Source organism: Phytobacter palmae (genome assembly GCF_039409775.1).
Classification (GTDB): domain Bacteria; phylum Pseudomonadota; class Gammaproteobacteria; order Enterobacterales; family Enterobacteriaceae; genus Phytobacter; species Phytobacter palmae.
Genome location: NZ_JBCIVJ010000009.1, coordinates 73,326 through 95,418, shown reverse-complemented (window position 1 = coordinate 95,418; position 22,093 = coordinate 73,326). Strand labels below are relative to the sequence as shown.

Annotated in this window: 17 protein-coding genes; 12 read left to right on the top strand and 5 right to left on the bottom strand. The window is 53.5% G+C overall.

The genetic code is table 11. The annotated features are described in order from the left end of the window. Positions 1–107 precede the first annotated feature (107 nt). Positions 108–623 (bottom strand): GNAT family N-acetyltransferase, encoded by a 516-nt coding sequence (locus tag AAIG39_RS12870; RefSeq protein ID WP_343194026.1) that lies wholly within the window; start codon positions 621–623, stop codon positions 108–110. A gap of 390 nt (positions 624–1,013) precedes the next feature. On the opposite strand from AAIG39_RS12870, the gene AAIG39_RS12865 reads away from it, so the two are divergent. The 4 genes from AAIG39_RS12865 to AAIG39_RS12850 all read left to right on the top strand — a co-directional run bounded on the left by AAIG39_RS12865 (position 1,014) and on the right by AAIG39_RS12850 (position 3,502). Further along, positions 1,014–1,544, top strand: a complete 531-nt coding sequence (locus AAIG39_RS12865; protein ID WP_343194025.1) for a glyoxalase superfamily protein — start codon at positions 1,014–1,016, stop codon at positions 1,542–1,544. A gap of 226 nt (positions 1,545–1,770) precedes the next feature. Then, positions 1,771–2,253: an RES family NAD+ phosphorylase gene (locus AAIG39_RS12860; protein ID WP_343194024.1), complete on the top strand. Its 483-nt coding sequence runs from the start codon at positions 1,771–1,773 to the stop codon at positions 2,251–2,253. 63 nt (positions 2,254–2,316) lie between these two features. Beyond that, complete coding sequence (locus AAIG39_RS12855) at positions 2,317–2,457, top strand: hypothetical protein (protein WP_249569013.1); 141 nt, start codon at positions 2,317–2,319, stop codon at positions 2,455–2,457. A 136-nt stretch (positions 2,458–2,593) separates the two neighbouring features. Further along, positions 2,594–3,502 carry an NADP-dependent oxidoreductase gene (locus AAIG39_RS12850; RefSeq protein WP_343194079.1) on the top strand — a complete coding sequence of 303 codons (909 nt, stop codon included), beginning with the start codon at positions 2,594–2,596 and terminating at the stop codon, positions 3,500–3,502. A gap of 122 nt (positions 3,503–3,624) precedes the next feature. Here the strand turns inward: AAIG39_RS12850 and AAIG39_RS12845 are convergent, their stop codons facing one another. Then, complete coding sequence (locus AAIG39_RS12845; protein WP_343194023.1) at positions 3,625–4,497, bottom strand: N-acetylmuramic acid 6-phosphate etherase; 873 nt, start codon at positions 4,495–4,497, stop codon at positions 3,625–3,627. A 218-nt stretch (positions 4,498–4,715) separates the two neighbouring features. On the opposite strand from AAIG39_RS12845, the gene AAIG39_RS12840 reads away from it, so the two are divergent. Next, positions 4,716–6,293 carry a sensor histidine kinase gene (locus AAIG39_RS12840; protein ID WP_090084943.1) on the top strand — a complete coding sequence of 526 codons (1,578 nt, stop codon included), beginning with the start codon at positions 4,716–4,718 and terminating at the stop codon, positions 6,291–6,293. Continuing rightward, the gene (dcuR, locus tag AAIG39_RS12835) at positions 6,290–7,009 is read left to right on the top strand and encodes a two-component system response regulator DcuR (protein WP_090084945.1); all 720 of its coding nucleotides are present in this window, start codon (positions 6,290–6,292) and stop codon (positions 7,007–7,009) included. Before AAIG39_RS12840 ends, dcuR begins: the two co-directional genes overlap by 4 nt. On the opposite strand, the gene AAIG39_RS12830 is transcribed toward dcuR, so the two are convergent. Continuing rightward, complete coding sequence (locus AAIG39_RS12830) at positions 6,990–7,958, bottom strand: FAD:protein FMN transferase (protein ID WP_343194022.1); 969 nt, start codon at positions 7,956–7,958, stop codon at positions 6,990–6,992. The two genes, dcuR and AAIG39_RS12830, sit on opposite strands and share 20 nt — an antisense overlap. 44 nt (positions 7,959–8,002) lie before the next feature. Beyond that, a complete protein-coding gene (locus tag AAIG39_RS12825) occupies positions 8,003–10,786 on the bottom strand; it encodes a flavocytochrome c (RefSeq protein WP_090084949.1) in 2,784 nt (927 codons plus the stop codon). Positions 10,787–11,421: 635 nt separating this feature from the next. Here AAIG39_RS12825 and AAIG39_RS12820 point away from each other — a divergent pair. The 5 genes from AAIG39_RS12820 to AAIG39_RS12800 all read left to right on the top strand — a co-directional run bounded on the left by AAIG39_RS12820 (position 11,422) and on the right by AAIG39_RS12800 (position 18,633). Further along, complete coding sequence (locus AAIG39_RS12820) at positions 11,422–12,933, top strand: anion permease (protein WP_090084951.1); 1,512 nt, start codon at positions 11,422–11,424, stop codon at positions 12,931–12,933. Positions 12,934–13,023: 90 nt separating this feature from the next. Then, on the top strand, positions 13,024–14,673 hold the full coding sequence (gene fumA / locus AAIG39_RS12815) for a class I fumarate hydratase FumA (protein WP_343194021.1): 1,650 nt from the start codon (positions 13,024–13,026) through the stop codon (positions 14,671–14,673). Positions 14,674–14,889: 216 nt separating this feature from the next. Continuing rightward, on the top strand, positions 14,890–15,828 hold the full coding sequence (locus AAIG39_RS12810; protein ID WP_090084953.1) for an AEC family transporter: 939 nt from the start codon (positions 14,890–14,892) through the stop codon (positions 15,826–15,828). A 185-nt stretch (positions 15,829–16,013) separates the two neighbouring features. After that, positions 16,014–17,699: an NAD-dependent malic enzyme gene (locus tag AAIG39_RS12805; protein WP_090084955.1), complete on the top strand. Its 1,686-nt coding sequence runs from the start codon at positions 16,014–16,016 to the stop codon at positions 17,697–17,699. A gap of 181 nt (positions 17,700–17,880) precedes the next feature. Beyond that, complete coding sequence (locus AAIG39_RS12800; RefSeq protein WP_343194020.1) at positions 17,881–18,633, top strand: alpha/beta fold hydrolase; 753 nt, start codon at positions 17,881–17,883, stop codon at positions 18,631–18,633. Here the strand turns inward: AAIG39_RS12800 and dhaR are convergent, their stop codons facing one another. Next, positions 18,634–20,559: a dihydroxyacetone kinase operon transcriptional regulator DhaR gene (gene dhaR, locus AAIG39_RS12795; protein WP_249569023.1), complete on the bottom strand. Its 1,926-nt coding sequence runs from the start codon at positions 20,557–20,559 to the stop codon at positions 18,634–18,636. Between the two features lie 459 nt (positions 20,560–21,018). Between dhaR and dhaK the strand changes: the two genes are divergently transcribed. After that, on the top strand, positions 21,019–22,089 hold the full coding sequence (gene dhaK / locus AAIG39_RS12790) for a dihydroxyacetone kinase subunit DhaK (RefSeq protein ID WP_343194019.1): 1,071 nt from the start codon (positions 21,019–21,021) through the stop codon (positions 22,087–22,089). Positions 22,090–22,093: the final 4 nt, after the last annotated feature.

The following is a 22,093-nucleotide window of genomic DNA, read 5'->3' as shown; positions in this document are numbered from 1 at the left end:
AGCGAGGAGCGAAACACTATTCGCATCCCCATAATCGTTAAAATGCCCTGTCGCGTATAACGTCCTTATTCAACAACTCGCTTTCACAGAATCTATAAGCAATACGCTTAATCAGTATGCCGGAGCGTAAGTTCATAAACTACGCATGGCACATCGTAATGCTGTTCGATTGCCTTATACGTCATACCCAATCGCTGCATGACACGATGCGAGGGGATATTATCAGGATCGGCAACCGCAACCAGATACGTTGCGCCTGCCCGTTCTGCTGCGAAAGCAATAATCGCTTTAGCTGCTTCTGTGGCATAACCTTTGCCATGATGCTCAGGGATGAGTCGCCAGCCAATCTCTAATGGCGCGCCATCCACGTTTGCCAGGTGCTGGAGGCAGGCGGCGCCAACGATATCTCCGGACGCTTTCTCTTTGATAACCCACCACGAGTACCCGTATTGCTCCCAACGGCTTTGAACACGTCTGATAGCTTCCCAGGTCTCCTGAGGAGTTTTAACAATACCCTTGTTGATATAACGCATCACGCTGGCATCGCTATCCATTCTCCTGAGGCCTTCGAAGTGTGAGTCATCATAAGGTTCAAGCCTTAAACGCGCCGTTTCTAAATCCATCTGAGACTCCTTTTACGTGAAGGTGTTACGGTGACTTACTCTCCCTGAATCAACATATCACGATGCAATGAACATCATCCACCTGCACCGAGCGGATGAGAGTAGCCTTGCCCTGTCTGCTGTGAGCGAGGATCCGCCGCTCTACTTCTTGCATCTACCCCTGTTAATCCTCCCTATCCGGATTGGTAGTTGCCCGCTTCATTCGCCCCCGAAAGCTTGAGGAATGTCCTGGCCCCGGGTATTCTCATTCAGGGTTCGTGCTGCCCGCCGCTCGCTTCCGGATGGGAAAAGGTGAAAGCATGCCAGTTCTCAACCTCATTAATTTAACAACTCTTGATGGTCGGGATGTGGTAACGCGAGCACCCTCATATCCTGACAACAGGAGTGAATATGTTTTCTGTCGAACAAGCCAAACAAATGGCGGCAAAGTTAAAAGCCTCTCTTGAGTTACGTGAGCATAAAATTTCTTATTCCGCTGCTCTCGAAATGGTTTCGCATCAATTAGGCTTCAGAGACTGGAATACAGCGGCTGCCATGTTGCGTCCGCAGCCCCCCGAGTCTCAAATTCAGTTCAGTAAGCCCATACCCATCCTGCGAATTTTTGATATCCGAAAAGCGCAGGAGTTCTATCTTGAATTTCTCTCATTCCACGTTGAGTTTGAGCACAGGTTTGAACCTCACCTTCCCCTGTATATGGGCATTGTCCGCGATGGTTTGCAGTTGCATCTTTCTGAACACCACGGTGATGCGAGCCCCGGCGCAACCATATTTATCCCGATGAAAAATATCGAGTTGCTCAGAAATGAACTACACGACAAACATTACGGATACGGTCGCCCGGAAATCTTTAAACAAGATTGGGGAGATGTCATGGAAGTCCACGATCCGTTTGGCAACCGGCTCCGCTTCTGTCAAAGCTAATCTTTTAAGTCAGGGACGCATCTGCTGTTGCGTCCTTTATTTCATTGCTGCGTTTTAATGACTTTTGTCATTAGCCCATGAATGTAAAGGCCCCGCTTTACCCGGAGTTTTTCAACATTAAGACAAGCATCGTACTGCGCGTAATGATCCCGGCGCCCCGTTACACCAGGCGCGTCACTGGCTCGCGCAGCAAAGTACATTTCGCCGACAAGAATTGAGAGAACTTATGGATATAACGAACTATTTAACTGATATATCAGGTATTTTCTATCGGGCGATCGATCCCGCTTACCGGGATTATGCTTTATCGGGTTCCAGAGCGCCGGGCCGTTATTCCGACAGTAGTCAACCCACGCTGTACCTCAGTTCCTCGCCAGAAGGGGTAGAGGCAGCGATGAAATCCCACAGTGATAACAGGAGCACGAAGCTTGAAATTGTCAGGGTTAGCGTTGCCACTGATAAGATTATCGATCTCAGAAACGCTGAGGCACTACGCGCAGCAGGTATTGATCTTAACGATGCCATTGCGCCATGGCAGGAGATTGTCCGCGAAGGCGGTGTTCCACGATCATGGACGGTGCGTAACCGTCTGGAGTCTTCTGGAATAAAGGGGTTAATTGACCCTTCACGAAAAGCGCCTGGCCTCTGGCATCTGGTACTTTTCAGCTGGAATGATGACAGCCGCTCTCATGTCTATCTAATTGAATAACCTGCTGGTCGGGCTACTTATGCCCTGCGGGCATAAGGCTGATAGCTGGCCTTGACAGCCTGATTGAGTCTGCGTAGCCTCAGCGAAACGTCGCGAAAAACGATCATTTCTGCTGCTGAATTGATCGCGCACACGTCAATGCTGTCTCCCGACACACTGGCCAGCGTCTTCGAAATCAACTGCTTTACCGCCGAAATGGCGTAAGCACTTATCGCTACCCTTCATGTAGCGATACGATAAACGGAGCGTATCTGTGGCAAATTCACCTTCTTCTCCCCCTGTATCCGCCAGTCCCCATCCTGCTGGTTCTCACTCTTTGTGCATTGATAAGAGAGAGACGATGAGGGCGATTCGCTATCACGCCTTTGGCGGGCCTGATGAGCTAAAAATCGAAAACATTGCCGTTCCGCACGCCGGGCCGGGCGAGATCCGCATTGTCGTACATTATGCGGGGGTGAATCCGTCGGACTGGAAACGCAGAGAAGGCCAGTATCAGCCATTCGAAGAGAGTACTCTCCCGCTCACAGTGGGCGTGGAGGCCAGCGGTGTTGTTGATGAGACTGGCGATGGCGTTGTGGGTGTTGCCGTCGGTGATGCGGTATTTGGTTTCGGCAACGGCACCGTCGCTGAAAAAGCGATCCTTACCCACTGGACGACCATCCCCGCCTCCGTCTCTTTTGATGTGGCAGCAGGCTTGCCGGTGATCTTTGATACCGCCACCCGGGCACTTGACGAACTGGGAATAGCCTCAGGGCAGACGCTGCTGGTCAGCGGCGCGGCAGGCGGTACAGGAACAGCTATCGTCCAGCTCGCACGCCTGCGCGGCATAACTGTCATAGGTAGTGCAAGTGCGCCGAAACAGGACTACCTCGCCTCATTAGGCGCGGTGCCAACAACTTACGGTCCAGGCCTTAGGGAGCGAGTAGCTCAGTTGGCTCCCACGGGCATCGATGCAGCCATTGACGCAGCAGGATCGGGCGTTATACCCGAGTTGCTCGCCATCGTCGGAAACCCCACGCATGTGCTTTCTATCGCCGATCTTTCAGCAGAGCAATATGGCGCGAAATTTTCCCATGGTCCCCCTGAACACCCGGAACTTATCTTGGCCGAAGCAGCCCGTCTCTGTAAGGATGGCTATTTTAAGCTGCATATCCAGAGCGTGTTCGCCTTTGAACAGACAGCGGATGCGCATCGGGTAAGCGCCGAAGGCCACGTTACCGGCAAACTTGTTATCAAGGTTTGCTCATAACAGAACACGGGCCACATTGCCTGAGCATTGTGGCCCGTGTTGATAATCCCTATTCTGGCTGCGCACCTGATTTATCCTGGCACGCCACCCTAAAAGAGTCCGTTATATTCTGCGTGCTACCGCTACCCTCTCTTCTCTTTCAGCGCCAGGCGCAGATGGCCGTTATTGCGCTGTAGCGCTTCGCTGGCATCCCACGCATCCATTCCGGTAAGCAGCATCAGAATGGCGGTTTTGCACTGCTGATTACAGCTTGCCAGCGCCGCTTTCGCCTCTTTACGTGAACAATCACAGGCCGCCATCACGATCGCGACCTGGCGCTCCTGCCATTTACTTTTCGTCGCCGGAATATCCACCCGCAGATTGCTGTATACCCGGCCGCTGCGGATGGCGAGCGTGGTGGTTAACATCGTCAGAATGGATTGCTGCGCGCGCCGTGCTTTGGGATTACCGTATCCTGCAACCACTTCCGCGCCCGTTGGCGGCGCAATCACGATATCGCCGAGGCTCGCAGCTTCGCTTTGTTGATCGGAGGTTAATACCGCTACCAGCGCACCGGTCTCGTTAGCCTGGCGTAACGCGCCCCACACCCACGGCGTCTTCCCGCTCAGCGTTAGCGCCAGCATAAAATCATCGTGGTTAAAATTTATCGCCTGCAGCGCGCCGATCCCGGCGTCGTAGTCATCTGCCTGGGCATCATTAACCGCAATGCAGCGCACCTGCGCCTGGCTGTCCGGGGCAAAATCATAAATCGCCTGCTGCGCCAGTTCGCCTGAGGCGCCGACCCCAATCATCACGACACGCCCACCGCGACTGAGTGCCGCCACGGCATGCTCAACAACCCTCGCTACATCAGGCAAACAGTGCGCCACCGCATCGTGAGCAGCGACATCTTCCTGATGAATGAGTTGCAGGACATCCTCTGTTGAGAGTCTGTCTATCTCCGTTGTCCGGTCATTACGTCGTGCTTTCGCCGCTACCGTTAACAAAGTGCTCATCATTACCTCCTTTTTATTTATCCCGCCCTACTATAAAGCGATTCATATAATTGCCTTGCGAGACGTGTCACGTAAATGAGGGGATAAATTCAAAGGTGACAAGCCGTTAGCCGCTTTGAGATACGCGCCCGTTCGGCGATAATTACCCTCTTTCTGTGAATGATTTTGAGGCTGCAGTGAACGGAAGGCATCCACATCCTGCTTCGCGCAAACGCGCTATGAAACTCAGTACCCTGGTTACGCTGATGCTGTGCAGCGTTATTGTCTCGGTGCTACTGGTGGTTTATGCGCTCTATTTTGTTCAGATCTCCAGTGTCACCCGTGAAGGGGTAAAGGACACTGCGATGGCCGTTGCCCGCACCCTTGCCGATGAGCCCGAGATCAAGCGTGCGCTGTCTATGCCTGCCGGGAGCGAAACGGTACAAGACCTCGCCCAGGCCGTACAACGCAGAAATGACCTGCTCTTTGTGGTGGTGACCGATATGAACGGCATCCGTTTATCACACCGCGAAGCCAGTGAAGTTGGTAAACATTTTATTGGTGATGATCTGATCCCGGCCCTGCATGGCCGGGAGAATGTCTCGGTCAACCACGGCGTTCTCGCCGAGGCGCTGCGGGTGTTTACACCGGTATTTGATGACCGTCATCAGCAAATCGGCGTGGTCGCCATTGGTATCTCGCTGAGTAAAGTGGATATGCAGATAAGCCACAGCCGCTGGGGATTGCTGCTTGCAATGGTATTTAGCGCGCTGGTCGGTTCTCTCGGCATCTGGGCGCTGGTCCGGGTGCTCAAACGTATTCTTTTTGGCCTGGAGCCTTATGAGATATCCACCCTCTTTGAGCAACGCCAGGCCATGCTGCAATCCCTTAAAGAAGGGGTTATTGCCGTTGACCACGAGGGAAACATTACCCTGGCTAATCAGGCGGCGCGCCAGATGTTGCTCAGTACCAATAACCACGTCACCAGCGACATTCGCCACACGCCGCTGTTTGCCGACCTGCAAACCGTGTTGCAAAGCGGGCAGCCGCTGTCCGATCAGGAGATCGGCTGCAACGGGCATTTGCTCCTGTGTAACAGCGTTCCTGTGCGCGGCCAGGATGGGGTCATTGGCGCGGTCAGCACATTCAGGGATAAGACCGAAATCAGTCAGTTACTGCAACGTCTCGACGGGATGGTCAATTATGTGGACGCGCTACGCGCTCACTCCCACGAGTTTATGAACAAGCTGCACGTGATCCTCGGCCTGCTTAACATGAAGCGTTATGACACGCTTGAAGAGTATGTGCTACAGACGGCAGAAGGTTATCAGAACGACATCGGTACCCTCCAGCATCAAATACAGACCCCGGTTGTGGCAGGTTTTCTGCTGGGCAAAATCAATCGCGCCAGAGAGGCCGGGGTTATCCTTACCCTTGCGAATGAATCTCTGGTGCCGGATAACCCCAACCAGCAGCAGGTGACGGCCCTGGTGACCATTCTGGGTAATCTCATTGAAAACGCCCTTGATGCCATGGCCAATCAATCCGACGGCGAAATTGGCCTGCTGCTGCACTATCAAAATGGCTGGTTAAGCGCCGAGGTTAGCGACGATGGCCCCGGTATCGCCCCGGAACACATCGATGCCATTTTCCATAAAGGTTACTCAACCAAAGGCGAAAACCGCGGCGTCGGGCTGTTCCTCGCCCGCCAGCAGTGCGAAAATCTTGGCGGTAGCATTACGGTGGAGTCGGAGCCTGGCGTATTTACTCAATTTTTTGTACAACTCCCCTGGGACAGTGAGAGGAAGAGCGTGTGATTAATGTATTAATTGTCGATGATGACGCTATGGTGGCGGAGCTGAACCGCGTCTATACCACGCGATTATCTGGCTTTACCTGTTGCGGTGTTGCCTCCACTCTGCGTCAGGCCGAAAACATGATTAACGACCCGGCGCTGGATATCGATTTGATCCTGCTTGATGTCTATATGCAGCAGGATAACGGCCTGTCACTGCTTCCAGTCATCCGTGCAAGCGGGCGAAAAATCGACGTCATCATGATCTCCTCCGCCTCCGATGCTGCGACAATCCAGACATCGATGCACTACGGCGTGGTGGATTATTTAATCAAACCGTTCCAGTTTCCACGCTTTGAAGAGGCGCTGACCCACTGGCAGGAAAAAAAGAAACTGATGAGCGCGCAGCAGTATTACGAACAGGCGGATGTGGACCGGCTGCTCCACGGCGGGCCGCAGGAGGTTGCCGATACCCGGCGCCTGCCAAAAGGGCTTACCCCGCAGACGCTGCGCACCATCTGTCAGTGGATTGATGCGCACCCGGATATCGAATTTTCGACCGATGAGCTGGCAAACGCGGTCAACATTTCCCGCGTCTCCTGCCGTAAATATCTGATGTGGCTGGCGCAGATTGGTATTTTGTTTACTACCATCCACTACGGGGTGACGGGGCGCCCGGTCTATCGTTATCGGCTGCTGGAAGAGCAGTATGGATTGCTTAAGCAGTACTGTCAGTAAACACGTAGCTATCATCCATTAGCGTAAAACGGACATTACGCGTGGATGAGGCCACCACCCGCCGGTCTTTGGTGATGAAAATCGCCTCTATGTCCGGCTTGTTGCGAAGCGCCTGACACCCTTGTTCCACCCCCATTCCGTATAACAGCGTGGTCCAGATATCGCCATCCAGTGAGTCGGTTGAAATGACCGTCACACTGTCGAGTTCATTGTCGAGCGGGTATCCCGTTGCCGGGTTAAGAATGTGGTGATAACGTTTGCCGTTTGCCTCAAAATAGCGCTCGTAGGTTCCCGAAGTGACCACCGATTTATCTTCCACATCGATAACGCCCACCAGCGCATCTGTCGTCGAAAACGGTTTTTTCAGTCCGATACCCCATCCACCCTGCGGTGCGCCGATGGTATGCACATTACCGCCGAGATTAATCAGCGCCTGCGTAACCCCCTCCCGGCGCAAAAAATCGCGCACCCGGTCAGCAATATAGCCTTTGGCAATCGCCCCCAGATCGATCTCCATGCCCGGCAGCGCCAGATAAACCGAGCCTGCGGCCTCGTCCAGTATCACCTTTTGTGGGTCGGTCAGTGCCAGCAGTGCCGCCAGTTCATCGGCGGGTGGTACGGCGTTGTCGTGGCGAAAACCAATCCGCCAGCGCTTGACCAGCGGCCCAATCGCCAGATTAAAGCAGCCGCCCCTGACCAGGCTTGCCGCCTTCGCGCAGGCAATTAACTCAAAAACCGGACGGCTGACCACCACCGGATGCTGCCCGGCGGCCAGATTGACATCCATCACTTGCGAAGGCGTGCGGTTGACCGTGAAGAGATCTTCATAGCGTTTAATCAGACGAAAGGTACGGGCGGCAAGCGAGGGGTCGTGACTGAATAATTTGAGCAGGATCGGTGATCCCATCAGGACTGCGGAGTATGACCAGACACCTTCTTGCTGTTCCATATTCACTCCTAAAAAAATGCCCCGGTCACTGCCGGGGCTTATCATCAGGCCTGCGCTTTCGCCCAGTTTGCCGCATGGTGCCCGGCCAGTGAACCAAAAATAATGATATCAGCCACCGCGTTACCGCCGATACGGTTACTGCCGTGGATCCCCCCGGCCACTTCGCCTGCGGCGAACGCCCCCGGAATGACCTGCTGCTGTTTATTCAGCACCGCTGTCTCTGTGTTAATGGTCACACCGCCCATTGTGTGGTGTACCCCCGGAGCAATGCGGATCGCATGGAACGGCCCTTCATTAATCGGGTTACGCAGGGCGGTCGTACGGCCAAAATCGCTATCGCATTGCTGTTCAACGAAGCCGTTATAACGCTCAAGCGTTGCCAGGAAAGCGTGATAATCCATCCCCAGTTTCTCCGCTAACTGACGCGGTGAACTGGCGCTGGTGACAAAGCCACGGGCGATATACTCGTCTGCCGCTTTGTTTTTTGCCCGTACGTGTTCATCAAAGACGATGTAAGCGTAATGTTCCGGCAAGGCGATAATCTGTGCGGAGACTTTGTCACGGGTTTCCATTTCATTAAAGAAGCGGTTGCCCTGCTGATTAACGAGGATCGCCCCGCCGCCGCGAATCGATTCGGAAATCAGGTAGGAGGTGTTCTGTTCCACCGTCGGGTGGATCTGGATTTCACCCATATCCACGGTGCCTGCGCCGATATGTTCAAGCAGCGCAATGCCGCCCCCGGTTGCCCCTTTGTGGTTGGTGGTGACGAACCCCGCGAGATCCGGGCGATATTTCACCACCATCTCGCTGTTGGCACTGAACCCACCGGTAGCAACAATCACACTTTTCACCGCGATGGTAAGGGTTTCATTTTCGTCATTGATCAAGCGTACCGCGCTCACTTTACCTTGTTCGCAGAGGATCTCTTCAACCGAGGTGTCAAGCATCACGTCGATGCCGCGCTTCGTCACGTTGCGCACCAGACCGCTAATCAGATAACCGCCGACCGCTGAACCGTCTTTCGGGCGGTGGGTACGGTCAATGCTCATGCCCCCAGTGGTGGTGATGTCGTTGAGCATGATGCCGCGATTCGCCAGCCATTCGATGGCCTGCGGCGCATGTTCCACGAAACAGCGCAGCAGCTCAGGATTGTTGCGGTTTTGGCCGCCTTTCAGCGTCTCCTGGTAGAAGAGTTCTTTGCTGTCCTCAATACCTTTCACGCGCTGAAAACGGGTTTCTGCGGCATTCATCCCGGCGGAGGCTTTGATGGTGTTACCGCCAAAGGTTGGCATTTTTTCAACAATCAGTACGCGTGCGCCTTCGTCATGCGCCTGGATCGCCGCCGCCAGTCCGGCGCCGCCGCTGCCGACCACTACCACATCATAATTTTTCGGCGTGATGTCATCCGCCCCCTCTTCCAGCGCCAGTGCTTTACCCGATTTCACCATCGCTTTCGAGACAGCTTTTTTCACCGATTCACTCTGGCTGGTCGCCCCGGAAATCGCATCCACATGCGGGCTGTTGGCGGTCAGAATGCGTGAACGAATCTCGTCAAAGCTGGTGACAAAATCCACATCATCGTCAGTGCCTGACAGCAGTTCGATATCGGCGATACGGTCGGTTTCAAGGCTGATATTGAGCACCAGCTCGCGGGTATCATCCTGTACCGTTTCAGTGTAAACGCCCGGTTTGAATTTTTTATCCGCCATGCTCATGTCGCGGATCATCGCTTCGACCAGCGAAAAACGCCACAGCGGTTCCGGGATGGTTAAAGCTTCGCGCCGGGTGCTGTCGATGAACAACTCCAGCGTTTCACCACGCATGATGCGATCCGTCCAGTCCGGATAGGCAATGCAGGCGCGTCCCACGGCAATCAGATCATAGCCGTGGTCAATCGCCTCTTGCGCGTCGGCTGCGTTTACCACACCGCCCACGCCCATCACCGGCACCTGAGCCAGGGTTTCGGAACGCAGGGCAACATATTTTTCAATCAGCGGCGTGGGATCCGTGGTCTCAACAATGGATGGACGCAGCGTTGCGCCAACGGAAAAGTGCAGGTAATCCAGGCCACGAGCGGCCAGTTTTTCCAGCAGATACATGGTGTCATCAAAGCGAATCCCGGGCACTTCCATCTCTTCCGGCGAGAAGCGATAACCGATGATAAAGGCGTCATCCGCATACTGGCGGACCATTTTATGGGTGATATCCAGCACTGCCAGTGGGAATTTCGCGCGGTTATCGCGGCTGCCGCCCCACTCGTCATCACGCTGGTTGGAGTTTGGCGAATAGAACTGCTGAATGAGATAGGTGTTTGCGCCATGTAACTCAACGCCATCAAAGCCTGCGAGAATGGCGCGACGTACAGCGTCACCGAACTTCGCGACCATCTCCTCCACTTCCTGCGTGGTCAGAGCAACCGGGGTGGCCGCACCGTCACGCGGCGCCGCCAGCGCACTTGGGCCAACCGGCGTGCGCCCGCCAATCAGTTTCGGATCGACCATACGGCCACCGTGGTAAATCTGCAGGATTGCTTTCGAACCTTTGGACTTAATGGCATCAGCGATTTTCGCCAGCCCTGCCACTTTCGCATCGTTATCAATCCCGATGGCGCCAGGGAACGCGAGGCCCAGATTATCAACAAAGCAGCATTCGACAATCACTGCCCCGATAGCCCCGGCACGCTCACGGTAATATTCGATCAACTCGCTGCTGACCGTACCGTCAAAATAGCCTGTGCAGGTGGTCATGGGTGCCATCAGTAGACGGTTTTTTAGCTCGGTACCATTCGGGAGTGTAAAGGGGGTGAGAATTTGCGAGTAATGGCTCATAAATAAACTCCAAACTTAGAAGTGAAATTTGAGAATTCTTGTCGGACGTTATTTTCGTTGTCGTTTTTGCCGAATACATGCCATTAATATAATAATTTATTTAGTTTCTTAATTGCTTACTTTAGTTAAAAAACTATTTAATCCCTTCAATAACATTAATAACTCAAAGGTGTTATTATTTAAATAAAACAGAATTAACATTTACGCTAACAAATATAACCAACAAGTTACTAACCAGTAGGCATCACAGAATAAGACGCAGAGACAAAAACACAATAAAATCATAATTATAAAATAAAATGCCCGACTAAAAACCACCATAAATCGAAGCAAGGCAAGAAAAAAGTGTATCGATTCAGCAAAAACACAAAACGCCTCTATTTTTTTATTTCAATGGCCCACAATAACACCATCAGATAATTTTCTTGATCGCGATCAATTGCTGGAAAAGCGAAAATAGCATTATAGAAAAAGACCCGAATTTTAATATTCCGCATGCTTTATTGCGGCAGACACCCAATTATTTAACGTGCCAGGTTCGAATTTAATAAGTAAAAAAAGTTTTGTAACTAAAGTCATTAAATTCGTCTTGCCTGGTGTGGAAGCAGAATCATTAACAACCTTAGAACGCTACTATGAAAGAGAAATCATCCGCTTTAGCACCTTCACAGGTGAGTAGTAAAAAGAGTGGTAACCAGAGCAAGCTACTGATGCTGGCGCTACCGGTTATTGTCGCGGTACTCCTGCTGTTCGTACCTGTTCCGCAAGGTCTGCCACCGTTCGCATGGCACTATTTCGCCATCTTCGTGGGCGTGATTGTCGGGCTTATCTTTGAACCTCTGCCTGGCGCAGTTATCGGTATGACCGGTGTGGTGGTGATTGCGCTGTGTAGCCAGTGGCTGCTGTTCAGCCCTGAACAACTGGTAGATCCGAAATTCAAACTTGCCGCTCAGTCCTTTAAATGGGCGGTCAGCGGATTTAGCAACTCTACCGTGTGGCTTATCTTCGGCGCTTTTATGTTTGCCGCCGGTTATGATAAAACCCGTTTCGGCCGCCGCCTGGCGCTGATTCTGGTGAAATATCTTGGCCGTCGCAGCCTGACGCTCGGTTATGCCATCACCTTCGCGGATCTGTTGCTGGCACCGTTCACCCCGTCGAATACCGCGCGCAGTGGCGGCACCATCTTCCCGATCATTGCCAACCTGCCGCCGCTGTACGGTTCAAAACCCAACGATCCGAGCGCGCGTAAAATCGGCTCCTATCTGATGTGGGTGGCGATCACCGCAGCCTGTATCACCAGCTCCATGTTTCTGTCCGCACTGGCGCCAAACCTGCTCTCTCTGGCACTGGTAAAAAGCATCACCGGGCTCGACATCTCCTGGGGAACCTGGTTCCTGGCCTTCCTGCCGCTGGGTATTTTACTGATTTTGACCATGCCGCTGTTGGCCTACTGGTTCTACCCGCCGGAAGTAAAAGTGAACGATGAAGTCCCGCTGTGGGCCAGTCGTGAACTGGAAAAACTGGGCAAACTGTCACGCAACGAAATCCTGCTGCTGGTGTTCGTCTGCTCGGCGTTAATTATGTGGATCTTTGCCGCTAACTGGCTGGAACCGGCCCTCGCCGCGCTGCTCATTATCGTGCTGATGCTGTGGACCGGCGTACTGGAGTGGAACGACATCACCAGCAACAAAGCCGCATGGAACACCTTCGTCTGGTTTGCCACGCTGGTGGCGCTGGCCGATGGTCTCTCCTCCACCGGATTTATCGCGTGGCTAGGTAAAGAAGGCGGTTCGCTGATGGGTAACGTCTCACCGGGCGTGGCGACCATTGTTCTGCTGCTGGCGTTTTATCTGCTGCACTACCTGTTCGCCAGTACCACGGCGCACACCACCGCACTGCTGCCAGCCATGTTGACCATCGCGTCAACCATTCCGGGGATGAACATGCAGGTGTTTGTGCTGGTAATGGTCACTTCGCTGGGTGTAATGGGGATCATTACCCCCTACGGTACCGGCCCGAGCCCGATCTACTACGGTAGCGGCTACCTGCCTACCAAAGACTACTGGCGCCTGGGTACCATTTTTGGTGCCATCTTCCTGGCCGCCCTGCTGCTGATTGGTTATCCGTGGATTTCCATGATGTTCTGATTCCTCGCCGCCGGAGATCCTCCGGCGGCGTTTTTTTGTCGCTGCCGCATGGATGTATGCGGCTCTAACCTTAAAAAAAGCGAGAGAGCTATGTCGACGAAACCGTTTTTCTATCAGGAACCCTTCCCGCTGGCGCATGACGATACGGAATATTATCTCCTCAGTCGCGAGCATGTTTCTGTTGCCGAGTTTGAGGGTCAACAGATACTGAAAGTCGAACCACAGGCACTTACCCTGCTGGCACAACAGGCTTTCCACGACGCCGCCTTTATGCTGCGTCAGGCGCACCAGCAGCAGGTTGCCAGCATCCTGACTGACCCGGATGCCAGCGAAAATGACAAGTACGTGGCCCTGCAATTCCTGCGTAACTCTGAGATTGCCGCCAAAGGCGTGTTACCAACCTGTCAGGACACCGGCACGGCCATCATTATGGGTAAAAAAGGCCAGCGCGTGTGGACCGGCGGCGGTGATGAAGCGGCGTTAACGCGCGGCGTCTATAACACCTATACCGAAGAGAATCTGCGCTACTCGCAAAACGCGCCGCTGGATATGTACAAAGAGGTCAATACCGGCACCAACCTGCCAGCACAGATTGACCTCTATAGCGTTGACGGCGATGAGTACAAGTTCCTGTGCATGGCAAAAGGCGGCGGTTCTGCGAACAAAACTTACCTTTACCAGGAAACCAAAGCGCTGATCACCCCGGCGAAGCTGAAAAAATACCTGGTGGAAAAAATGCGTACCCTCGGTACTGCCGCCTGCCCGCCGTACCATATCGCCTTTGTGATCGGCGGCACGTCTGCCGAATCCACCCTGAAAACGGTCAAGCTCGCCTCCACTCATTACTATGACGGTCTGCCGACCGAAGGCAATGAACATGGTCAGGCGTTCCGCGATACTCAACTGGAAGCAGAATTGATGATCGAGGCGCAAAATCTTGGCCTCGGGGCGCAGTTTGGCGGGAAATACTTTGCTCATGACATCCGGGTGATTCGCCTGCCGCGCCACGGCGCCTCCTGCCCGGTGGGCATGGGTGTCTCCTGCTCAGCAGACCGCAATATCAAAGCCAAAATTAATCGCGACGGTATCTGGATTGAAAAACTGGAATCGAATCCGGGCAAATTCATTCCGCAGGCACTGCGCGAAGCTGGTGAAGGCGATGCGGTAAAAGTCGACCTCAATCAACCCATGGCCGACATCCTTAAACAGCTCTCGCAACACCCGGTCTCCACCCGTCTTTCCCTTTCCGGTACGATCATCGTTGCCCGTGATATCGCCCATGCGAAATTGCAGGAGATTATCGACCGTGACGAAGCCCTGCCGCAGTATGTTAAAGACCATCCGATTTATTACGCAGGTCCGGCGAAAACACCGGAAGGCTATGCCTCTGGCTCACTCGGCCCGACGACCGCCGGGCGGATGGACTCTTATGTCGATCAATTACAGGCCCGGGGCGCAAGCATGGTGATGCTGGCGAAAGGCAACCGTAGCCAGCAGGTAACCGATGCCTGCCATAAACACGGCGGCTTCTATCTCGGCAGTATTGGCGGCCCGGCGGCGGTCCTGGCGCAGCAGAGTATAAAAAGCCTTGAGTGTGTGGCGTATCCTGAACTGGGTATGGAAGCTATCTGGAAAATTGAAGTAGAAGATTTCCCGGCTTTCATTCTTGTGGATGACAAAGGCAATGACTTTTTCCAGCAGATCCAGAATAAACAATGCGCTAACTGCGCAATGAAATAATTATCTTACGCAAGCCGGTATTTTCCGGCTTGCGATTTTCTGCAAAAACAATATTATTAGCACATCCCCTCCCCTTACTAATTAAACTAAAGTAAGCATTCTGTAATTATTTAAAGCAGAGTGAGTGTGACTACCGTCACTCACTATTACAGAAGAGATCGCTAAATTATCCACTGTCAGTACCCCATATAATAAAACATTGGCACAGGATAATTTATGCAATCAATTTTACTTCAATCTTTGTTCCCTTTAGTTTTTATCATGGTATTAGGCTGGCTGAGTGGAAAATTAGGTTATACCAAACGTGAAGATGCCAATGTTATGGCATCGGTGGTTATCCGCTTCGCTCTGCCTTTTCATCTGTTTATTGGCGCATTAAATACTGACCCGGAGAAAATACAAAACCTGTCATTTATGGCAGTGCTGGTTATTGGCCTGATGGGTTCTTATTTATTTACGTTGCTTGTTTCCCGTTTTGTGTTTCGCCACGATATTAAGACCAGCGCCATTCAGTCCCTGGTCTGTGCCTTCCCGGATATGGCCTATTTTGGCGCGCCGGTACTGGCGGTATTAATCGGGCCAGAAGGGTTTCTGGGCGTGCTGATTGGCAACGTGGTGACCAGCGTATTTATGATCCCACTGACCATTGTCCTTATCCGTATGGGCGATAAAAACCACACCGAAGAGCTGAATCCGGTGAAAATGGTGTTGCAAAATCTGTGGAAAGCGGCACGCAACCCTATCGTCTGGATCCCGGTAACCGGCATTCTGCTGAGCCTGGCTGGCGTGAAGTTGCCGCATCTGCTCAGTTCGCCCATTGAGATGGTAGGCAAAATCGCCGGTGGCTTATCGCTCTTCGCACTCGGTCTGCTGTTTTACGGTGAGCGTCCTTCTTTCAATATTCAGACCTGTACCAATATTGGTATTAAAAATTTAATTCAGCCTATCATGATGGCCGTTGCCGGATTAGCGTTCGGCCTTAATCATACGCTGATGCAGCAAGTCGTCATTATTGGCGCGACCCCATCGGCTATTGCCGCCGGGATGTTTGCCCTGCGTAGTGATACCTATGTCGAATCAGCGTCATCGTCCATATTATTAGGCACGGCGCTGGGCGTAATTACCGAAGGTTTCATGATTTATCTGGTTTCATAAATCAAGTATCAACAGATGTTATTTAACTAATTAAATCTTTTTTAAATTAAACAAACCCAAAATCAACGCCATGTACGATTAGAATGGCATGGCGTAACTTTAATCAACACCAGGCGACCTCATTAATAGCGGCAATACGTTGCCGTTTTTGCAGGCAAGGTATATGTTTATTCAGGAGTCGTAACATGTTAAAAAAAGAGACGCTGTACACGCCCTATACTGGCGCGGTATTGCTGGAAAACCCATTATTAAATAAAGGTCTCGCGTTTACCCAGGAAGAACGCCAGGCGCTGAATTTGAATGGATTGCTCCCTGACACGGTAGAAACCATTAAAGAACAAACTGACCGGGCATGGGCACAGTTTTGCCATTTCAAACGCGACATTTCCAGACATGTTTATTTACGAAATATTCAGGACACCAACGAGACGTTATTTTACAACCTGGTACGCACCCATTTAAGTGAAATGCTGCCTGTCATTTATACTCCGACAGTGGGCGAAGCCTGCGAGCATTTCTCCGATATCTATCGCCGGGCCCGTGGTCTGTTTATCTCCTGGCCGAACCGTCACCAGATAGATGAGATGCTGCAACAATTTTCGCGTAACGATATCCGCGTCATTGTGGTCACCGACGGTGAGCGCATCCTGGGGCTTGGCGACCAGGGCGTGGGGGGAATGGGCATTCCCATTGGCAAACTCTCACTCTATACCGCCTGCGGCGGGATCAACCCGGCCACCACGCTGCCTATCATGCTTGACGTCGGGACCAATAATACCCAACGTCTGGAAGACCCGCTGTACATGGGCTGGCGCCACCCGCGTATCACAGATGATCAGTACATGGAATTTATGGACATGTTCATTGATGCGGTCAAAGCCCGCTGGCCGGACGTCCTGCTGCAGTTCGAAGATTTTGCCCAGAAGAATGCGACGAAACTACTCAACCGTTACCGGGATAAACTGTGCTGCTTCAACGATGACATTCAGGGTACTGCCGCCGTGACGCTGGGTACCCTGATCGCCGCCTCGCGTGCCGCAGGCGTGAATTTGCAGGATCAGCGGATCGTCTTTTTAGGCGGCGGCTCCGCAGGCTGCGGCATAGCGGAAAAAATCATTGCTTATATGGTCTCTACAGGTCTTAGCGAACAACAGGCTCGCAGCCGCGTCTTTATGGTCGACCGCTTTGGCTTGCTGACGGACGACATGCCAAACCTGCTTGATTTCCAGCAAAAGCTGGTCACCTCGCGCGAGGCTATCGCCCACTGGGATGTGGTTCAGGACAATCTCTCTCTGCTGGATGTGGTGCGTAACGCCCACCCAACGGTGATGATCGGTGTTTCCGGTCAGCCGGGGCTGTTCAGCGAAGAGATCGTAAAAGAGATGTACAGCCACTGTCCGCGCCCGATCATTATGCCGCTCTCCAACCCGACCTCACGGGCGGAAGCGCAGCCACGCGACCTGATTGAATGGACCCAGGGTGCGGCGCTGATTGCCACCGGCAGCCCGTTCGCGCCGGTGCATTACGATGGGGCCGTCTACGAGATTGCCCAGTGTAACAACGCCTATATCTTCCCGGGGCTGGGGCTTGGGATCCTCGCTGGCAAAGCCCGGCGGGTAACGGAAAACATGCTGATGGCCGCAAGCCAGGCGCTGGCCGCACATTCACCGCAGGCTACCCTGGAGCGCGGCGGCCTGTTACCGGCAGTAGAAGATATTGGTGAGATTTCTCGCGCCATTGCGTTGGCCACTGCACGTGCCGCTCAGCAGGATGGCGTGGCTCCGCAGGCCAGCGACGATGAACTGAATACGGCGATCGGGAACACCTTCTGGGAAGCGCAATACGCCTCCTATAAACGCGCGTCATTCTAGCCCGCGCCGACAGGGGAAAGGATCTCCCCTGTTTCAGGACGGGAAACCGTGAAAAAAGGCTTTCCTGATGAGGCGCTTATAATTTTTGACATACCCAAAATGGGGAGTGAGGGTAGCTTTTTTTCGCTATTGCGTGGATGCTGTCGGCTCGCGCCAAAACCTTCATCGCAAGGAAAAACAGATGAACGCATTTTTCTCTACCCAGGCAGGTTGTGTTGTCCGCTGGTTAGATCTTCCCGGCGACGGTGTGCCGCTGGTCTTTGTGCACGGACTTGGCTGTGCCTCTTCCTACGAATATCCGCGCGTGGTCTGCGATAAAAATTTCCAGGGCCGACGCGCTATCCTGATTGACCTGCCGGGTTACGGCTACAGTGAAAAACCGAAAGCGTTTAGCTATTCCATCAGTGAACAAGCCCGTGTAGTCGTCGAACTGCTTGCCCATTTACAGCTTAAAGATTTCTTTCTGTATGGACACAGCATGGGCGGGAGTATCGCAATTGAAGCCGCAACTCAACTGGACGGTTTACGGGGTCTGATAGTCTCCGAGCCTAACTTCCGTCCTGATGGCGGATTTTTTAGCCGTCAGATCTGTCGGTTTGATGAAGAGACCTATATCGCACGTGTACATGCGCTCATGATGCACAATCATAACAACCCATGGACCGGGAGTTTATCGATCGCCGCTCCCTGGGCCGTCTGGCGTGGGGCATCCAGCCTGATTATCGGCAATCACTGGCTTGAGATGTTTATTGAACTCACTAAACCCACCTGCCTGCTGTTCGGCGAGAAATCCCTTCCTGATGCTGATTTTACGCAACTGCGCGCCATGGGTATCGGCACCGTGGAACTTGCCGACTGCGGGCACAATATGTCGTGGGAAAACCCTTCGGCTTTCGCTGCTGCGTTGGCTGCGTTTTGTGCCGATAACAGTTAATCATTTGCCCGGCAGTTGGCGCTTAAACTGACGGGCGTCGATATCGTATTGCTTCATTTTACGCCACAGGGTGGTGCGACCTATATTGAGCAACTGCGACATCTCCTGTATTCGTCCGTTGGTCACCCGCGCGGCCTGGATAATGGCCTCTTTTTCAACGGCGGAAAAGGTGAGATTTGCCGATAGCCTGGCTCCCGGCTCCTGGGCTGCCCCCCCTTCGTTAAACAACCAGTCCGGCAGGTGACTCAGGCGAATATGGCCCTGCTCGCTGCTGATGGCGATATTTTCAATAATGCTATTGAGTTCAAAATCATTCCCCGGCCAGGAGTAAGCCACCAGCCGGGTCAGCACATCGTCATCCAGGCGAAGACGCGAAGAAAAACGGCGCTCAAGCCCACGCAGACGGTTTTGTACCAGGGAAGGAATACTGTCGCGACGTTCACGCAGGGGAGGAATGACTATCTCAAAGGCGCGCAGGGCATAGTAAAGCTGGCGGCTAAAGCGGTTTTGCTCGACCAGATTTCCCAAATCGACCGTAGTTGCCGCAATGACTTTGACATCCACCGGCACCAGACGCCTGGCCTCAAGCCGCGTTAACACCCCTTGCTTAATCACCTGCAATAACGTTGATTGCAACTCGGGGGCCAGATACTCGATCTTTTCCAGAAACAGCGTACCGCCGTTGGCCAGCTCCAGACGGCTGAGACGCCCTTTCTCATTTTCCGTCGCCGCGCTGCCCATAAAATCCAGCCCCAGCGCACTGTCGGCATATAACTGGCAGTTAACGGCGATGTACGGCCCCCCGGCACGTTCGCTTTCATTGTGAATGGCCTGAGACATTAACTCCTTCCCCACCCCCTCTTCCCCGTACAGCAGAACAGGAAACGCTCCGCGCGCCGCCTGCCGACCAGACTGGATCAGACGGCGGGTTTGCGGATCGTCAGCGGGCATCTGTTCGAAGGTGTGGCTGACTTTACCCAACTGGCTGGTCATTAACTGACGCATCTGTTCGACCGGGTGTAGCAGCAAAATAAAGCTGTTGCCCTGCTCTTCGACTATCGGCTTGAGGGTCACCACCGCATCAATAAACTGGTGCTGACTTTCGAACGTCACCTCTGCATGGTTGACCGCCTGGGCATGCTTGATCGCCCGTCGAAGCAGTGCGGGAAGTGTCACCAGATCGCTAATGTTCTTTCCCTGACTAACCTGCGCGTCGAGATGAAGCATGCGCGCCGCCTGCACGTTGAGAAACTGCAGCACCCCCTGCTCGTTCCAGGCCATCACTCCGTCATCCATACTCTCCAGCAGGCCGTACATCTGGTTCAGATGGCGGTTAGATTCTGCCAGCAAATTGTCTGTCAGCAGTGAGTTGCCAATCTCCCTGGCCGTTGCCAGCGTCAGCGACAGATCCGCAGATGACGCATGCTCCGCCCGGCAGCACAGCGCGATAGACCCGGACAGGCGGCCGTGGTTATCAAAAACCGGCGTTGAACAAAAGGCCCACGGGAACAGCGCCTGTTTGAAATGCTGCTTGCCCAGCGTTTTTACCGGCTGGCCCATCATCGCGGCCAGCGACAGCGCACAACTGCCGATAATACTTTCCGCACAATAGCTGCCGGGCAGAAACCCCAGCCGGGCCAGCGCATCGAGCGTGTCGGGATGACCGCAGCGACTCAAAATACAGGCAGACTCATCAAGGATAAGCAGCGCGCAGGGACGCCCTTCCATATATTCCAGGGCATCCTCCAGCGCCGCCTGACCAATCGTCAGCAGCCCGGTTTTACGGCGGCTTATCGTTTCAAAGGTCAGCCCCTGCGCCTGGTGCGGCGTTCCCCAGGTTTCACGCTGCATGATCTTTTCGCAACGCTGCCAGGAGTGAGCGATGAAGGAGGCGACATCCTGTTCTGTCATCTGATACTGGGTCATGCGCGGTTCCGTCGGGGCCTGTGAAGAACGTTATTGTCGCTACAGCCAGACAAAGAAATCAACGTAAACGTTCCATTATGGAACCTGCATCAACAATGATAAACCGCAATGCAATCCACCCCGCAGCGGCCGCCGTACCGACCGGCTGGCAGAGATCGCTGCCCGGGTGCGCTGACGCCGTGTACAAAATATATCCTGCACTGACACAGAGGCTCAAAAGGCGATCACCGCTCGCATTTTCACCCTTTTCCCGGCAAAAGCGTTCCACTATGGAACGTTTCTTTACAGAAGCGTTTCACAATGAAACTCAATTTTCAGGCATTTTCTTTTTCTCTCGTCAGTGGAGAATCTGCATATCGGCCAGGGAAACCCGGATGTCGGTTATCCGCCGCTGATACCCTACACCATCAGGTCTGCGCGTTGCGGATGGCCTGATTCACCTCCTGCGGAGTATGCATAATGAAAAAACTGATTAACCGTGTGGAAGATGTATTAAGCGAACAATTAACTGGCCTGGCAAAAGCGCACCCTGAACTGACGCTGCACCAGGACCCGGTGTATATGACCCGCGCCGACGCCCCGGTCGCCGGGAAAGTAGCCCTGTTATCCGGCGGTGGCAGCGGTCACGAACCAATGCACTGCGGCTATATCGGTAAAGGCATGTTAAGCGGTGCCTGCCCGGGCGAGATCTTTACCTCTCCCACGCCGGATAAAATGTTCGAGTGCGCCATGACCATTGATGGTGGTGAAGGCGTACTGCTGATCATCAAAAACTACACGGGCGATATTCTCAATTTCGAAACCGCCGCTGAGCTGCTGCACGACAGCGGCGTGAAGGTCACAACCGTAGTGGTGGATGACGACGTGGCGGTCAAAGACAGTCTCTATACCGCCGGTCGCCGTGGGGTGGCGAATACCGTACTGATTGAAAAACTGGTCGGTGCTGCCGCCGAGCGCGGAGATTCACTGGATGTCTGCGCGCAACTGGGCCGCAAACTCAACAATCAGGGACACTCCATCGGTATCGCCTTGAGCGCCTGTACGGTTCCTGCGGCCGGTCAGCCTTCATTTACGCTTGCGGATAACGAGATGGAATTCGGCGTCGGTATCCACGGCGAACCGGGGATCGACCGCCGCCCGTTTAGCTCCCTTGATACGACTGTCGATGAGATGTTTAACGTTCTGCTGGAAAACGGTAACTACAGCCGCACTCTGCGCGAATGGGATCACACCAGCGGAAGCTGGCAGGAAGTCAAACAGAGCAAACAGGCCCTGCAGCGAGGCGATCGCGTCATTGCGATGGTCAACAATCTGGGTGCAACGCCGCTTTCTGAACTGTACGGCGTCTACAACCGGCTGGAAACACGCTGTCAGGAAGCCGGTATTGTCATTGAACGCAACCTGGTCGGCAGCTGGTGTACCTCACTGGATATGGCCGGCTTCTCCATTACCTTGCTCAAAGCCGACGATGAGATCCTCGCGCTGTGGGATGCGCCGGTCCACACACCTGCTATGACCTGGGGTAACTAAGGAA

What these genes read in the sequence shown, in the direction of transcription:
- AAIG39_RS12870 (WP_343194026.1), bottom strand. Translation starts at nt 623, where the DNA reads ATGGATTTAGAAACGGCGCGTTTAAGGCTTGAACCTTATGATGACTCA.
- AAIG39_RS12865 (WP_343194025.1), top strand. Translation starts at nt 1,014, where the DNA reads ATGTTTTCTGTCGAACAAGCCAAACAAATGGCGGCAAAGTTAAAAGCC.
- AAIG39_RS12860 (WP_343194024.1), top strand. Translation starts at nt 1,771, where the DNA reads ATGGATATAACGAACTATTTAACTGATATATCAGGTATTTTCTATCGG.
- AAIG39_RS12850 (WP_343194079.1), top strand. Translation starts at nt 2,594, where the DNA reads ATGAGGGCGATTCGCTATCACGCCTTTGGCGGGCCTGATGAGCTAAAA.
- AAIG39_RS12845 (WP_343194023.1), bottom strand. Translation starts at nt 4,497, where the DNA reads ATGAGCACTTTGTTAACGGTAGCGGCGAAAGCACGACGTAATGACCGG.
- AAIG39_RS12840 (WP_090084943.1), top strand. Translation starts at nt 4,716, where the DNA reads ATGAAACTCAGTACCCTGGTTACGCTGATGCTGTGCAGCGTTATTGTC.
- AAIG39_RS12830 (WP_343194022.1), bottom strand. Translation starts at nt 7,958, where the DNA reads ATGGAACAGCAAGAAGGTGTCTGGTCATACTCCGCAGTCCTGATGGGA.
- AAIG39_RS12825 (WP_090084949.1), bottom strand. Translation starts at nt 10,786, where the DNA reads ATGAGCCATTACTCGCAAATTCTCACCCCCTTTACACTCCCGAATGGT.
- AAIG39_RS12820 (WP_090084951.1), top strand. Translation starts at nt 11,422, where the DNA reads ATGAAAGAGAAATCATCCGCTTTAGCACCTTCACAGGTGAGTAGTAAA.
- fumA (WP_343194021.1), top strand. Translation starts at nt 13,024, where the DNA reads ATGTCGACGAAACCGTTTTTCTATCAGGAACCCTTCCCGCTGGCGCAT.
- AAIG39_RS12810 (WP_090084953.1), top strand. Translation starts at nt 14,890, where the DNA reads ATGCAATCAATTTTACTTCAATCTTTGTTCCCTTTAGTTTTTATCATG.
- AAIG39_RS12805 (WP_090084955.1), top strand. Translation starts at nt 16,014, where the DNA reads ATGTTAAAAAAAGAGACGCTGTACACGCCCTATACTGGCGCGGTATTG.
- AAIG39_RS12800 (WP_343194020.1), top strand. Translation starts at nt 17,881, where the DNA reads ATGAACGCATTTTTCTCTACCCAGGCAGGTTGTGTTGTCCGCTGGTTA.
- dhaR (WP_249569023.1), bottom strand. Translation starts at nt 20,559, where the DNA reads ATGACCCAGTATCAGATGACAGAACAGGATGTCGCCTCCTTCATCGCT.
- dhaK (WP_343194019.1), top strand. Translation starts at nt 21,019, where the DNA reads ATGAAAAAACTGATTAACCGTGTGGAAGATGTATTAAGCGAACAATTA.